The sequence below is a fragment of the Chlorogloeopsis sp. ULAP01 genome (assembly GCF_030381805.1).
Lineage (GTDB): Bacteria > Cyanobacteriota > Cyanobacteriia > Cyanobacteriales > Nostocaceae > Chlorogloeopsis.
This window is the reverse complement of record NZ_JAUDRH010000008.1, coordinates 304,099-318,779: the sequence shown is the minus strand read 5'-3', so window position 1 is coordinate 318,779 and position 14,681 is coordinate 304,099. Positions and strand designations below refer to the sequence as shown.

General features: G+C 41.2%; 13 protein-coding genes. 7 read left to right on the top strand and 6 right to left on the bottom strand.

The annotated features are described in order from the left end of the window. Positions 1–87: 87 nt before the first annotated feature. The gene (locus QUB80_RS18235; RefSeq protein ID WP_289790924.1) at positions 88–858 is read left to right on the top strand and encodes a DUF3120 domain-containing protein; all 771 of its coding nucleotides are present in this window, start codon (positions 88–90) and stop codon (positions 856–858) included. 21 nt (positions 859–879) lie between these two features. On the opposite strand, the gene QUB80_RS18230 is transcribed toward QUB80_RS18235, so the two are convergent. Next, positions 880–1,581 (bottom strand): DUF4336 domain-containing protein, encoded by a 702-nt coding sequence (locus QUB80_RS18230; protein WP_289790923.1) that lies wholly within the window; start codon positions 1,579–1,581, stop codon positions 880–882. A gap of 276 nt (positions 1,582–1,857) precedes the next feature. On the opposite strand from QUB80_RS18230, the gene QUB80_RS18225 reads away from it, so the two are divergent. Further along, complete coding sequence (locus QUB80_RS18225) at positions 1,858–2,757, top strand: phosphotransferase family protein (RefSeq protein ID WP_289790922.1); 900 nt, start codon at positions 1,858–1,860, stop codon at positions 2,755–2,757. On the opposite strand, the gene fahA is transcribed toward QUB80_RS18225, so the two are convergent. From fahA to QUB80_RS18210, 3 genes are all read right to left on the bottom strand, one after another. After that, complete coding sequence (fahA, locus tag QUB80_RS18220) at positions 2,746–4,062, bottom strand: fumarylacetoacetase (RefSeq protein ID WP_289790921.1); 1,317 nt, start codon at positions 4,060–4,062, stop codon at positions 2,746–2,748. The genes QUB80_RS18225 and fahA overlap by 12 nt on opposite strands. Before the next feature lie 30 nt (positions 4,063–4,092). After that, positions 4,093–4,968, bottom strand: coding sequence for a hypothetical protein (locus tag QUB80_RS18215; RefSeq protein ID WP_289790920.1), 876 nt, complete (start codon positions 4,966–4,968; stop codon positions 4,093–4,095). A 180-nt stretch (positions 4,969–5,148) separates the two neighbouring features. After that, positions 5,149–5,370 (bottom strand): hypothetical protein, encoded by a 222-nt coding sequence (locus tag QUB80_RS18210; RefSeq protein WP_289790919.1) that lies wholly within the window; start codon positions 5,368–5,370, stop codon positions 5,149–5,151. A 214-nt stretch (positions 5,371–5,584) separates the two neighbouring features. Between QUB80_RS18210 and QUB80_RS18205 the strand changes: the two genes are divergently transcribed. From QUB80_RS18205 to QUB80_RS18195, 3 genes are all read left to right on the top strand, one after another. Next, positions 5,585–6,538: an SGNH/GDSL hydrolase family protein gene (locus QUB80_RS18205; RefSeq protein WP_289790918.1), complete on the top strand. Its 954-nt coding sequence runs from the start codon at positions 5,585–5,587 to the stop codon at positions 6,536–6,538. Positions 6,539–7,087: 549 nt separating this feature from the next. Then, positions 7,088–7,414: a hypothetical protein gene (locus QUB80_RS18200; RefSeq protein ID WP_289790917.1), complete on the top strand. Its 327-nt coding sequence runs from the start codon at positions 7,088–7,090 to the stop codon at positions 7,412–7,414. Between the two features lie 465 nt (positions 7,415–7,879). Further along, positions 7,880–8,302, top strand: coding sequence for a hypothetical protein (locus QUB80_RS18195; protein WP_289790916.1), 423 nt, complete (start codon positions 7,880–7,882; stop codon positions 8,300–8,302). Between the two features lie 215 nt (positions 8,303–8,517). Here QUB80_RS18195 and QUB80_RS18190 read toward each other — a convergent pair whose 3' ends face one another. Beyond that, complete coding sequence (locus QUB80_RS18190; RefSeq protein WP_289790915.1) at positions 8,518–9,840, bottom strand: TonB family protein; 1,323 nt, start codon at positions 9,838–9,840, stop codon at positions 8,518–8,520. Positions 9,841–10,305: 465 nt separating this feature from the next. Here QUB80_RS18190 and QUB80_RS18185 point away from each other — a divergent pair, with 465 nt between their 5' ends. Continuing rightward, positions 10,306–10,929 (top strand): Uma2 family endonuclease, encoded by a 624-nt coding sequence (locus tag QUB80_RS18185; RefSeq protein ID WP_289790914.1) that lies wholly within the window; start codon positions 10,306–10,308, stop codon positions 10,927–10,929. A 37-nt stretch (positions 10,930–10,966) separates the two neighbouring features. Here the strand turns inward: QUB80_RS18185 and QUB80_RS18180 are convergent, their stop codons facing one another. After that, positions 10,967–12,289, bottom strand: coding sequence for a proton extrusion protein PcxA (locus QUB80_RS18180; RefSeq protein ID WP_289790913.1), 1,323 nt, complete (start codon positions 12,287–12,289; stop codon positions 10,967–10,969). Between the two features lie 86 nt (positions 12,290–12,375). Here QUB80_RS18180 and QUB80_RS18175 point away from each other — a divergent pair, with 86 nt between their 5' ends. Then, a complete protein-coding gene (locus QUB80_RS18175; RefSeq protein ID WP_289790912.1) occupies positions 12,376–14,676 on the top strand; it encodes a PD-(D/E)XK nuclease family protein in 2,301 nt (766 codons plus the stop codon). Positions 14,677–14,681 lie beyond the last annotated feature (5 nt).

The window sequence follows — 14,681 nt, the reverse complement described above, 5'->3', positions numbered from 1 at the left end:
TTCTGGTACAATTAATATGCCCCTGGGGGGGATATATGTTGTGATATCTTAAATAAGATGAAGTTAAGTAAACTATATTAAAAAACTTTGGTTAACAATACATTATCCTCTTACACTGCTTCTACCCCTGCTCCTATGGACACGGAGACACGGAGACACCCAGACACGGAGAAAGTTTTTGATAATTTCTCCGCGTCAACTCCTCTTCTATGGTTCACATCTGTTCGCCAAAATTGGCAGGTATTTGCGGCGGCAGTCTTTTTGGTATCCGTGCCAGTATTTATCGAAGCGCCCTTAGTACGATCGCTACCGTGGCTGAGTTTATCTCTCACAGGCGGCTGGGTGTGGCTGAGTTTCTTATTAATGTCACGTCCTGTAACATATCTATGGGGCGATTTAATTTACGGATTTAGTTGGAGTTGGTTAGCTGGTTCAATTTACTGGGGCTGGTTGCGTTGGGAACCACTATGGCATTTACCTGTAGAATCTATTGGTTTGCCATTTGCGATCTGGTGTCTGCGGCGCAATTGGGGCAAGGTGGGTAACTGGTTTTACTTGGGTTCCTTGCTTGGTACGGTTTTGACTGATGTGTATTTTTATTTGGTAGATTTAATGCCTTACTGGCGGCAAATCATGCAGGCAGAACCAGAACAGATATCACAAATTTTACGAAATGCTGTGGTGCAAATCCAAACTCCTTGGGGGCAAACTTGGGCGATCGCTCTTGCCTTAGTTCTGATGACGGTGGGAATTTTACCTTTACGTAAAAGACAGTGGCACTGGTATGCCTTTAGTGGAGCAGTGTTGAGTACGATTTTGGTGGATAGTTTATTTTTGCTAGCTGCCGTTTTGGGATAGCGATCGCGTGGCGTTTATCGATTAACCCAAAAATTGCTCGTATCCTTGCTTGAACTTCTCCTTTCCGTTCTTTTCGACAATACTGCCGTGAGCCATAATTACCCGCTCAAAATCCCAGGCTAAAACTCTTTGCACCGCTTGTCTTACCTTTTCTTTTTCTCGTGTTGCAACTCGTTCCAACAACGATGGGCTTAAGCTTTTATATCCACCAAGTACCCTTGTCGCAAACTGCGTGACTAAGGGAAAGCTCTCATCGAAATTAAAAGCCGTATCTGTAAGTATCAACGTTCGACTTTCTGCATGGAAGAAAACACATTCATTAAGTGGAGCAAAACCGTTCAAACTTAACGTTCTGAAGCCATCGAACAGTAAACACTCAATTCCGCTTAAAAAATTTCTTTTGTTAGTGTTGATGACTTGATTGATGGAAAGTTCTGGTTTCTTAATGTCTAACCCAGGAGTTGCCCAGAGTATAGCGCTTGGATAGAGCGCCTTGAAATTTGCTGTGAACAAATAATGGTAGAGATTCGGTGCAATGATATGACTAACATTGCCAAGCTCGTTAAGTTGATGAGTGGTGGCATCATCGACTTGAATGGGAGAAATAACGACTAACTCGCCAGTTACTAAGCGGATTACCGTCATTCTTGTACCAACACTGAGTCCGAAATATTTAAACGGTTGTTCGGCAACCCAAATACTTCTGTCAATCTCTCTGAGCATTGCCAACTGCCACTTATCGACTCAATTAGATTAACTCACTTCGCTTTCAAAACCCAGTACCCTACAGGCTGCAAGTCTGGGGCTACGCGGCTATATAAAAAAAGAGTCGAACAATCAGATTTAGTATTACACTTATTTCTAACGATATTCTAAGGGAGTTTTATAACAGTGTTGCGTTGGTAGAACAAACACCCAAATCAGTTACATCGCTTCAGTCGGGCAAAATGTCCGAATAATTCTGATTGTCTGTTTGCTGTCATCGCCTTAGGAGTTGCTGTGAATAATATTCCTTCGTCTTATCTGGATAAAATTCGTGCTGTTTACAATAATATTTCCTTTGACCATCTGGATTTCATTCAAGATGGTATGGTTAATGATGTGGTAGTGGTTAACCATGAGCTAGTCTGTCGCTTTGTTAAAGAAGATTGGGGAAAAGAAATCCTTTCCCATGAAGCTAAAGTCTTAGAAGTGGTGCAACGCTATATTGATTTACCCGTTCCCCGCTTTGAACACTTGGAAGCAGACTTTGTTACTTATCGATATCTCAAAGGTGAACCGCTTTCACGCAATGCTCTGCTCAAGTTAAGCGAAACTGTACAAGCCCGCGTTATTTCTCAACTTGCAACATATCATCAACAATTGCACAGCATCCCAACTCAAGTTTTAGCCACAGCTGGAGTATCTTACTCTGGTGCAGCGCGATCGCGTGAAGATTGGTTGCAGTTGTACACAGAAGTTCAAGAAACTCTGTTTCCTTACCTTTGGCTTCACCAACAGACTTCGATACATGAACTGTTTGCACCTGTGGTATCAGGCGAACTCGATCTAAGTTACACACCTGCACTTATTCACGGCGATTTGTCTGTGTATCACATCCTCTTTGATCCTGAATCACAAAATATTAGCGGCATTCTTGATTTCGGTGTTGCTGGCTTGGGCGATCCAGCTTGCGATATCGCCACCCAACTGGGCAATTACGGTGAAAATATCGTGCGGCGTATGGCAAGTGATTATCCAATGTTACGGCATCTAATTGACCGCGCACGTTTTTGGGTGGGAACTCTTGAACTTCAATGGGCATTAATGGGGGTAAAGTACAATGATGTCTCGCTGTCGCTGGCACATATTGGTTGTGCGAGAGAAGTTCAACCTGTGGGAACAGTATTAGGCGGGTAAAATCGTACCTCGACATTCCCCAAAACCCACTCTGGCATAACCTTCTTTTTGACAGTATCCCCGCAGGATCACCTCGTCTCCATCAGCCAAAAAACTTCTCGATTCACCTGTTGGTAGCATCACAGGCTTGGAACCACGCTGGGTGATTTCGAGTAAACAACCTTGTGAACTTTCCTCTGCACCAGAGACTGTACCACTAGCGATTAAATCCCCAGAACGCAAATTACAACCATTACTAGAGTGGTGAGTAAGCATTTGTGCTAATGTCCAGTACATCTGCCCAAAAGAACCACGGCTTAAGCTAAAGGGGTGCATCTTGGCTTCCCGCATCTGGGCTGAGATAACGCACACTTCGAGCGTAATGTCAATACCACCCAAACTTGCATCCAGTGGTGACGAGAGATAGGGTAGCGGCTGGGGATCTGCTTCGCTACGCACAAAAGCCGGACAGCGAAAAGGCGCTAAAGCCTCTAATGTTACTACCCAAGGAGAAATTGTCGTCGCGAAGCTCTTGGATAAAAAAGGGCCAAGAGGCTGATATTCCCACGCTTGGATATCTCGTCCTGACCAATCATTTACCAAACATAGCCCAAATATATGTTCTTCTGCCTTATCTATAGGTATAGGCTGTCCGAGTTCATTTCCCACACCTACAAAAAATCCGACTTCTAATTCGTAGTCTAGCATGATAGAGGGGCTGAAGCTGGGAGCAGAATCTTCAGGTTTCTTTCTCTGTCCTTGGGGACGCTTGATGGAAGTGCCACTAGATACAATTGAGGAGGTACGTCCATGATAGCCGATGGGTACGTACTTATAGTTGGGAAGTAAGGGATTATCTGGTCTAAATAACTTACCTACGTTTGTGGCGTGAAAAATTGAGGCATAAAAGTCAGTATAATCACCAATATTAACTGGTAGTAATAGTTCAGCGCTAGACATGGGTATGAGAATTTCTGTTGCTGAGGCAGGCTGTTGTTTGTCAGCCCGCAATAACTCGCTCAAATGACGACGCAAAATCAATCTAGCTCCACTCCCCATTGCCATCAATAAATTTAAGTTAGAGGCTGTAGCTGCTACTTGTAGTTGTTCAGGCAATTCTTGAAGTAGCCCTGCTTGGTAACACTTAGATAAATCTAGAATTTGCTCTCCAATTGCAACTCCAATGCGTGCGCTTTCGGCACTACCTAAAGCGCGAAACACACCAAAAGGCAAATTTTGAATGGGAAAATCCGTATCTTTTTGATTTGCTGATTCTACCCAGCTACGTAAATTGGGATCGTGGGTGGCGTCAGTGGTATAAGTCATAATTTCATGGGTAAAAAGCAGCAGGGCTGATTAACTTAATAGTTTAATTTTATTGAGAGCATCTATTGGTTCATCAAATGAGCAAGAACCGAAGGAACGGAAGAATTTCTGTCTAGTTTGTTCTATTTCTGCTAAGTTTAGTTGGTAATCTCGCCACGAAATACTGTCTGCTGTAATTTTTAAAGCTTCAGGGGATGATTCTCTTAGTAATTCTAGTGCTTCTGCTTGCGTTATTTTTTGTTGATAAATGAGTGCTGCCACGAGGGTAACGTTCAAAAAGCCATGCATTTGTGCGATGAGACTGTCTGGTTCATTGGTTAAAGAGTGTTTGCCTGATAATGGATGGTGCAATCCTGCGGTTGCTTTAAATGGGATTTGAGCTTTAGCAAATGCAAGGATGCACTCATACAGTTGAGTGACGCTGGGAAAAGCATCAATTGTGAAGCCGCCAGTACGAATTTTTGCTGATGCACCAGTATGACGTAGAACGGCTATATATGTCTCTATCTCACTGTGTAGAGGAATTTCAAAGTATGAATCCACTCCCTCAGGAAGATGAGAAAGTACTTTTATGATTTCTGTTGGTGGTAGTGGAGGAATTTCTAACGATGTAACAGTGATCGCATTGTTGTTGAGCGATCGCACTTTTTTGATATCTAGCTCTATATCCTGTGAGAGAATTACACTCAGCGTCCATTGCTGTTGAGTTGGAAATTTTGGTAGCAGTTCTGTAAATTCTTTAAAGCGAGATGCTGGTAAGACAAAGCGTCCTAACATCCAAGCATAGGCAGTTGTTTGGTAGCAAGCATAGTTTGCCATTGCTTGCTGTAAATCAAGCTTGGCTGGCGGAAAAAGCCCAGCATAGTCCACAACTGACAAAAGAAGCGTTTTTATTGATGCAAGCATTGGACTCACCTGCTGTACTTAATTTAATGGTAAAGGGGACTGGGGATTAGTGACTGTGGACTAGGAAGAGATGAGGGAGATAGGGAAGATGGGGAAGTATTTACGCTTATTACTCCCTCACCTTCCTCAACTCCTTGTCCCCTTCCACATCCTCTTTGCCAAATTTCCAATATCCTGTACCTAGTAACCACCAGTCGCCGACTCCCGTTCAGCTAATGCCAGAATCAGCGCCAAGTAATCAAGTTTGTTTGGAACATTATCAAGTGTTAAACGTTGGTAGTAAATACCTACTGGTTGTACTGCCTGTACTAAAGCCGATATTGTGGCAAACAAATCCAGAGCTAAAAGCAGCACAAAGGCGATCACTACCAATTCTATGGTACAAGTGAGAATCGATTGCATTGTTCTAGATGTAAAAAATTTTATATTATCAAGACTAAAAGCGATCGTATAGTTTGGAACGGAATTTTATAGGCGTCTTTGTCATCCGATTTTGGATTGACCCTAAGGATAAATCGGGGGGCTTGAAGATTTTGGATGTCAGAAGAATCCCCAGTACCTAATTAGAGAGATTGTTGTTAAAATCGGCTCCGACAGTAATTGGGGTTGGGTGCTGGTGAAAGAAGACTTGGTAATAATTTTGGCAGTGGTTGTGGGATTATTTATTGTCATTGAAGTAGCCTTGCGATCGCTTTTTGGTTTCGGCAATCCTTTGATTTACATTGCTGATGAAAAAATTGGTTACTTGTTAGCGCCTAACCAGCAGACTCGTCGCTATGGCAATCGCATTGAGATTAATCAATATTCGATGCGTGGTGAAGCAATACAGGAGCTTTCTGTACCTGCCACCCTGCGAGTATTGTTGTTGGGAGATTCTATTGCTAATGGCGGTTGGTGGACAGATCAAAATAATACGATTTCTAGTTTGCTACAACATTCCCTAGCATTAACTTATACTCGTAATTTCAACCAAATTCAAGTACTAAATGCTTCAGCCAATTCTTGGGGGCCAAGAAATGAATTAGCTTATTTACAAAAATTTGGTAGTTTTAATGCTCAAGTAGTGATATTGCTAATTAATACCGATGATTTATTCGCTACTGCTCCTACCTCTTTACCAGTTGGACGCGATCGCAACTATCCAGATCGCAAACCTCCTTTGGCATTGGTGGAAGTGTTTGAGCGTTACATCAAAAAGCCAAAGCTAATCCCAGAATTAGAAGCAGTGCAGAAAGAATCAGGCGATCGTGTGGGCGTAAATTTGGAAGCTATTAGCAAAATCCAAGCACTGACGCGTGCCAGTAACAGCCATTTCTTACTTGTCATAACTCCCTTACTGCGAGAAGTTAGCCCATTAGAACCCCGCGATTATGAAATTAAAGCACGCCAGCACCTAAGTGAATTCACACAGAATTACCAAATTAGCTATATAGATTTTCTACCTATATTTAACTCTAGCAAGAACCCAAAAACCCTTTATCATGACCATATTCACCTAAATTTACAAGGCAATCAATTGGTGAATGAGGTAATTGAGCAAAAACTGAGAGAGTTATTAGCGTTAGGATAATTACGCCTATTTATACCATTTCTCTAAGTTGAAAGAGGGGTGTAAAGGTGTGGAGAAAAGAACTCTTTAAAGAAAAGGGCCGTTTTCTTTACTTCTGGAATTAAATTATAAATTATTTTTATTCTTCTTTTTCCGTAATTGTCTTTGAATCTCCTGAGTAAACATTTAACTACTAGTAAGTAAGGAGCTTACATCTCTGGGTAAAGCTTGTGTATTAGTCTGAGACTAGTGTCCTTAATAAGCTTAGTACAGGCTGGATTAATCAAATCTCATACCGTGAAATTATTACATTTTATATATCAATAATCTAGTAACTTAAACAAATCATTTAGAAATTTGATGCTATTATTTTGCATTTTATTAAAATTACTTCAAGTTAGAAATATTGTTCTAAAAGTAATCTGATTCAAGATAATAATTAAAGTCTAAATGAGTATAGAGTTACTTTTATTGCGTTGGTTGAATAGTTGCTGATGTTAAATGCAGCAATCTGCAATGCTAAATGTCAAAATTTTTCAATGGATATTTAGGTAAATAGGAGTTTTTACTGTGTCATTTTTACAATCTTTACCTGCTGTTATTGCCCTGAATATATCGAAGATTGTTCAACAGAGGAAACAAGAGGAAGAGCAAAGAAGATTACAAATGGAAAAAGCTAGAGCTTTAGAGCTTCAAAAAGCAAAAGAAGAAGCAGAAAAACTTCGCCATCAAGTTCAAAGTGGTCAAACTTTTAGTAGAGTCTTTTTAGTTTTAGGGATTGGTATGTTGTTGCTTGCTGGAGGAGATTTGCTTGTAGAAGGTCATTTACCAATTATGCAATTAAGTTTAGGTGGACTTTCTTTAACAATTGGCGCCTTGGCTTCTAATGGCAGTTAAGTGCTTGTTCTTGATAGAAATTTACGATTTAAGTAGAACAGGGTAAATAAATTAAAGGTTTGGAGTGTAGACAAAGCAAGGTAAGAGCGGCTTCCCGTAGTAAGAACTTTAGCCCTCGAATAAGGACTAAAGTCCTTACTACGAACTGGATAGCAATATTTGCACATTACTTCACATAGTTTGGTTTTTTCAAGTCGTTCTACTTATTAGCAATACTGTAAGTTAACCTTGTCTAGTTAAAAGGCTATACTTTGCCCTGCCAATCGTGCCTGCCCGCGCAGTATTTGAAACGGTATCAATACAATCAGGTCTAAAAGTCGATTCCAGTCACATACTTTCTACGTACCTGTTAACTCTATGAAAACATATTCTAAGGCTAATCTACCAAAGTTATTCCTAATCCTGCTATTCTTTAGTAGTTTTTCAGTCGCGTACACTTTCAAATTTTCTTTTCAAGAATTAAGTGTGAAGTTTCAGGCTGAGGAATCAGCGTATGCGCGTCCACAGTGGGGGAAAATAACAAAGAACGCTTTGAAATTTCTGGGTTTAGAGATTATCAGGGGAACTTTAAATGTTGGCGTAGAAAGTGTTCTTGCTCCAAAAAGCCAAGCTACTGAGCCAACAAACCTAACTACAAGACACTCAAATCCATCATCCTACGTTGGCAGTTTCTTCCAATGTTCGTTTGGATGTAAATATTATTGGAGTGAAGCTACAGGCTGGAAAATTTTTAATTCACAAGCGGAAGAATGGCAAAATATTGCATATCCGCAAAGGACTGTTGTACGTACTCGCAACATTTACGTAAACAATCTAAGGGGATTTTTTATACGACCTGTTGCGCATGGATATGGATTTGATCCGCAGTATGGATGGGTATATTTTTAATCTTGTAAGATTTGCATACTTACAAGTTCTGAGTTATTAAAGACTAGAGTTGAGATAAACTTCATTTATCTCTGCAACAGTAATAGCAACTTTATATGCTGCCGTTTTAGCATAGTAGCTGTTCATAAAGGCATATAGCCGATGTCCCCGGTTCAATGCCTTTTTTATGCTTGGTGATGAATTTTATTCATAGCGACTGCTCTCTGCCTTCTTAATTATCCGCCGTCTCCTGATAAATCTAGCTCTCCGTAGACATTGATAGAAAATGTAAATTGAATATTAATGTAGTCACTTGAAAATCCTGAGGGCAAAGGTGCAAAGGGTGCTGCTAGCCTTACAGCGTTTAGTGCTGCTTCATCAGTTACATCAACTCCAGAGGTACGGGCAACTTGGATATTGCTTACTTGACCAGAACGGTTAATAGTAAAGTTAAGCACAGTTCGCCGGGAAGATTGACTAAGTCCGGGTATCCAATACTGTCTCACTTTTTGCCGCATTTGTTCTAAGTAGGCACTGATATCTGCATCTATACGACGTGCATCTATGCTTTGAGATCCTTCGTTGGAGCGGTTGGAATTAGGTAGAGCAGCTAGATCCTCTGCTTTAAAATTATCACGAGATACACTGAGCGGCCCACCTAATTTGCTTGCTGCCCCCGGAATTCGAGATGGCGTTTGCCCTGATTGTTCAGGTTTAGATACAGTTGGAGTAGTTGGCGCGATCGCTGTTTGTGTAGGCTTTGGTTGCGTTGGTGTAGTGTTGGGTGCTACTACAACTTTTTCAGGCTTTGGTGGTGGAGGTGTACTCACACTTGGCAGAGGCTTTGGCGTGGGAGAAGCGATCGCACTTGGTAGAGGCTTGGGTGTAGGTGTAATCGCAGTTGGCAGAGGCTTTGGCGTGGGAGAAGCGATCGCAGTTGGTAAAGGCTTGGGTGTAGGTGTAATCGTAGTTGGTAAAGGCTTTGGCGTAGGAGAGGCAATTACACTAGGTAAAGGTTCAGGTTGTGGGGAAGCGATCGCAGTTGGCAGAGGCTTTGGCGTGGGAGAAGTGATCGCACTTGGTAGAGGCTTGGGTGTAGGTGTAATCGCAGTTGGTAGAGGTTTTGGCGTGGGAGAAGCGATCGCAGTTGGTAAAGGCTTGGGTGTAGGTGTAATCGCAGTTGGTAGAGGCTTTGGCGTGGGAGAAGTAATCGCAGTTGGTAAAGGTGTAGGTGTTGGGGAAGCGATCGCACTTGGTAGAGGTTTAGGTTGTGGTTTTTGAGGAGATAAATTTGATGCTCCGCGTGTAGGCTGTGTTTTTGCTGACTGTAGTAGCTCTGCTGACTCAGAAGATCCAGATGTTGAAGCAGACTCTCTAGGTACAGATGGTGACGCAGACTTAGCAACAGAAATAGGTTTTTCAAGTTTTGCTTTTCCGCCAGCAACAGAATCCTTATTAGCTCGTTGTGAAGTTTTTGGAGGTATCTGTGTTTTCTCAGGAGGAACTTCTATATACTCAATTGGAATTTCTTGGGAAAGCTCTTGCTGCTGCTCAGGCACAAAAGCTCGAAGCCAATAGTTGCTTCCTATAAACAAAATAGAGTGCAAGAAAATGGAAATAAGCAAATCAACAAGCAGATCTCGTGGGTGAGCGCTTCTATCGTCTTGGAAGTTATCAGGCTTAACCATGTGATAGTGCTTTTTTACTAGCAGCTTCAACAGTCTATTTATAAGGACTTACGCACGAGTTATGGAATAATGAACCGTAGAGAACACAGAGGAGGATACGGAGATAAAGAGGATTTGAGAGAGATTTTGCGTAAGTCTTATTATTAAAGTGTATACAGTACAGCTAAAAATGCTCATTAGGGAATTAAATACAAAAGGTTCAATTCTCGCTATCAGCCTTAATAGTATATAAATTTAGCGATCGCCTTTAAAACTTTTAACCTATTACCTGGGGGGAAGTTTCTCAACATCTTGGTAGCATTGAGTCAAGTACCCGTCAGCAATGGAGTGAGGGCGATGTACGCAAGCGTCACAAAACCACTGACTTTTGAAGAGTTTCTTGCCTGGGATGATGGATCAAGCAGAGAGTTTGAACTGTTGGATGGGATTCCTGTGCCATTATCAGAACCAAATGCAAATCATGAGGATTTGATCGAGCGACTTTGTACCTACCTAGAAAATCACTGCCAAGAAAATGATCTGCCTTACGTGTCACGCCAGTCTAAGCAGGTTCGGCTCAAGACAGCATCACCAGAAAAAGAAAAAAGCCGAAAAGCCGATATTGTCATATTTGCTAGAGAAGAATGGCAGCGAATGAAAACTAGCTCTAGTTCTGCTGCTGCATACATTCCACCACCTGGAATCATTGAGGTTGTTAGTAACAACTGGAAGGATGACTATCTGACAAAATTGGCTGAAGATGAGGACTTAGGCGTTTTTGAGTACATCATCATAGACTATGCGGCTTTTGGTGGTATTCGATTCATTGGCTCTCCTAAGCAACCAACCATTATGATCTACCAACTTGAAGATGGAGAGTATTTACCCGCAAAAGTGTTTCAAGGACAGGATCGAATTGATTCTAGATTATTTCCGAACATTCCCTTAACGGCTGAACAAATTTTTGCAATGAGTCGCTGATTAGCAAAGATTTCATCGGAACTGCCTTTTTCAAAGCTTACTCATTCATATTCCGATATGTAGCCACTGCTGATGGCGATATCCGATTTAAGTAGCGGAAAATCCAGTATTTAAAGATGGTATCTAAAATCACAGGAAAAGTTGCAATAAACAAAAAGATAAAATCGTGATTTGCCGGTAAGCCCCAATGGCGCGATACGCCTTCTAGTATTACTTCCCAGCCATGAGGAGAATGGAATCCTACAAAGATATCAGTGAACAAAATGATGATAAATGCCTTGGCACTATCACTTAATCCATAGACTACGTGATCTAAGAAATCTTTGAGAACGGCAATTTCTTTCTTACTCAGTAGTAAAAACCAAATAACAGCAATTACAGATAAGATATCTGCAAAAACATTTTTGATAGCGTTGGCACTGATCAGGCGATATTCTTCAGCAATTTCTAGTGCTTTTTCTCTCACCTGAATTTCTATTTTTCCTTCTGGCGGTGTAACATTTCTAAGAAGATTCTGAAACTTGATTTTTTCTTCAAATCTTTGTAATTCTAATAAAGCTTGTTCTTCCATCTCATAGTTGATAAAAATTGCTGCTTCATCAGAAGTTTGAAAATGGTTTATAATTGGGCCGACAATAAATGCTTTTGAGAGTTGATGAGTGAGAATAGGCACAATAATTAACAATAATAAAAACCTGACAGATATTATTGTTCTTCTTTGAGCTTTACGAAAGTTTTGAACAACATCCTGTTCAGATTTAGGATCTAATTCAACTTGTAAACGATTTATTGTATTGAAAATTGAACGAGGTAATACACCTGTTGTATTAGTTTTACCTTTTTGTTGAATCCGTTGTCCGTTATCTAAGTTTTTTCTGATAATATTTGACTGTTTCGGCTCAATGACTAAAGATTTAACTGTTGATTCTGGAGCTTGCTCAATTGTTTCTCTGAATGTAATTTCTTCATCAAAAGTTGTATATTTTGCTGTTACTTCATCTATGAATCTAAGCTTTTCCAAAACTATGGAAGGATTGAGATGCTCGATACCTAGTTTTTTGATTGATTTTTGATTAGATTCGTTGACAAAAAAACGGCTAGCTTTAAACTCTGTTAGCCTCATCCTGATGATTCTTAACTGTTTTTTCAGGTTTGACTCAAAATAATCCATAACACTGCTACTATGCGGTGCTAAGTCAGAGCCTATTTTGTTACCATTAAAATACTCGTTTTCTAGCTTCTGAATTTCAAGAGCAGCATTGTAAGCTTCATCTAAAGAACGCTCTGGTGTTCGCAAGTACCATTTGTAGGTAGCTAGTAAGTAAGAGTATATTTTGTGACCTAAACCCGAATTGTTCATCGTGGGCAAGCATCCAGCCTGTATTGATGGCTTATATCCTTAATTCAATGTACGAGGTATCTTAACAAATTCCTAAGGAGACGGTTGTGTTTTCTCATTCTATTTGGATTGTTGGCCCTAGTCGCTCTGGTAAAACTGCTCGCTTAGTTCAACAGTTTGCCAGTTGGATGCAAGATGACAATTATCACTATGAGTCATTTTATAAAAAAAATACTAAACAAAAAAATAGCGATCGCATTACCAAAAGCCTACATCTTAATCAAACCGAACCATCTGTTTTAGTTCTGGCTGCCAATGACGAAAATCGTCGAGAATTAGCAGACAAAATTGTTACCACAACTGCGGGAAAATATCCAGTGCGTTGTAAGACTCCTTTAGGTTTTTTTCAAGATGAAATAATTTTATTTTGGCCCTTACTTATTCAATCATTAAATTTAAAAGCACAATTCCCGGTAAGGCTGCGTCCAGAAACTGAACAAGAATTAGCAACTAAGCTTTGGCGCCCTCACTTAGATGAAGAAATTTTGCAGCGTGTGGGCGTGAATGAGTACCGCTTGGTACGTCGTATTCTTGACTTACTACAATTAGCAGCTTATGGTGGCACACCCACAGAAGAAATTAGCAGTGTTTTGGCAACAGCATTAGCAGAGCAAGATAATACCAAATTAGAACCAGAATTATTGGCTTTTTTGCTGCTAAATTGGCGCAATTGGTGTTTAGAGCGAGGATTGCTTACCTACGGAATTATTACAGAACTCTACAGCCAGCATTTATTGACTAATCCTGACTATCAACAACGGTTAAAAAAACGTTATCAAGGAGTTTTGGCAGATGATGTGCAAGATTACCCCGCCGTAGTGTGCAGCCTGTTCGAGTTTTTATTAGACGGTGGTGCAGTGGGAGCGTTTAGTTATAATCCTGATGGAGTGGTGCGTTTAGGATTGGGAGCAGATCCCGGCTATATAGAAGCAAAATTAGCAGCACGCACTCAAGTAAAAACTTTAACTGCGTCACCCCTAAATAGTCTTGCAGATACGCTCACAGAGCCGATGATGGAATTACTCACAGAACCTATGGCGCTATTGAGCTTACCAGAGGCAGTGCAGTCAATTCAAACCACTTCTCGTGCGCAACTGTTGCGGCAAACAGCAGAGGCGATCGCCAATGCAATTAAAGCAAAACAAGTAGAGCCAGAACAAGTGGCAGTGATTGCACCCGGTTTGGATGCGATCGCTCGCTACACATTGATAGAAATCCTCACCAAGCAAGGCATTGCAGTACAATCACTCAACGATCAACGTCCACTTATTAGTTTCCCTATTGTCCGTGCTTTACTGACGTTGCTGGCGTTAGTTTATCCGGGATTAGGGCGCTTGCTAGATCGAGATGCGGTGGCGGAGATGCTAGTAGTTTTGAGTAGGGGAAATGTTATAAATGACACGGTAATGCCCAGACAACCAGACGCGGAGAATGAAAATATCTCCATGTCCCCGCGTTCGATTATCCCCGCATCTTACCCAAGAATAGATCCAGTACGTGCTGGTTTGATTGCAGATTACTGTTTTCAACCCCATCCTGATCGCCCTAACTTGTTGCCCGTCACAACATTTGATCGTTGGGATCGGCTTGGTTACGCAGCGACTACAGCTTATAGCGAGATATTACAGTGGTTAGAGGAGCAGCGATCGCAACAAGAGTTACGCCTCATTCCTAGTCCTATTTCCTTCTTAGATAGAGCAATTCAGCGCTTTTTGTGGAACGGCAGCAATCTTCCATACGATCAGCTAGCAGCACTGCGAGAGTTATTAGAAACTGCTCAACACTACTGGGAAATTGATAGTAGACTGCGGCAAATCTCCCCAGCAGTTGATACGGAGAACAAGGGACAGGTGACAGGTGACAGGGAACAGGAGAATTTTCTCTTTGCGTCTCCCACTCTTCCCCTCCCAATTTCATCTCCTCAAGAAGCGATCGCCGATTTTATTCAACTATTGCGGCGTGGCACTATCACTGCTAATCCCTATCCTATACGCCCGATTGGCCCTGCCGCTAAAGCTGTGACTTTTGCTACTATCTTTCAGTATCGTTCTAGTCGGCGTTCTCACCGTTGGCATTTCTGGCTAGATGCAGGATCACCACTGTGGGCGAAAGGTGGTGCAGCGACATTATTCGGTGCGCCTTTTTTCCTTCAAGAAAGATTAGGGGAGCCTTGGACAGCAGAAGATGAAAAATTGGCAGAAGAACAACGATTAAGAAGGATTTTGGCAGATTTGCTTTCTCGTGTATCAGAAAGAGTATATTTGTGTCACAGTGACTTAGCCATGAATGGACAAGAACAATTAGGCCCTTTGTTGCCTTTAGTTCACCAAATCAACTTGATAGAGTAAATTTA

Bases quoted from the DNA above. Each gene is read 5' to 3' on its own strand.
- QUB80_RS18230 (WP_289790923.1), bottom strand. From the start codon at position 1,581: ATGCTCAGAGAGATTGACAGAAGTATTTGGGTTGCCGAACAACCGTTT.
- fahA (WP_289790921.1), bottom strand. From the start codon at position 4,062: ATGACTTATACCACTGACGCCACCCACGATCCCAATTTACGTAGCTGG.
- QUB80_RS18215 (WP_289790920.1), bottom strand. From the start codon at position 4,968: ATGCTTGCATCAATAAAAACGCTTCTTTTGTCAGTTGTGGACTATGCT.
- QUB80_RS18210 (WP_289790919.1), bottom strand. From the start codon at position 5,370: ATGCAATCGATTCTCACTTGTACCATAGAATTGGTAGTGATCGCCTTT.
- QUB80_RS18185 (WP_289790914.1), top strand. From the start codon at position 10,306: ATGTACGCAAGCGTCACAAAACCACTGACTTTTGAAGAGTTTCTTGCC.
- QUB80_RS18180 (WP_289790913.1), bottom strand. From the start codon at position 12,289: ATGAACAATTCGGGTTTAGGTCACAAAATATACTCTTACTTACTAGCT.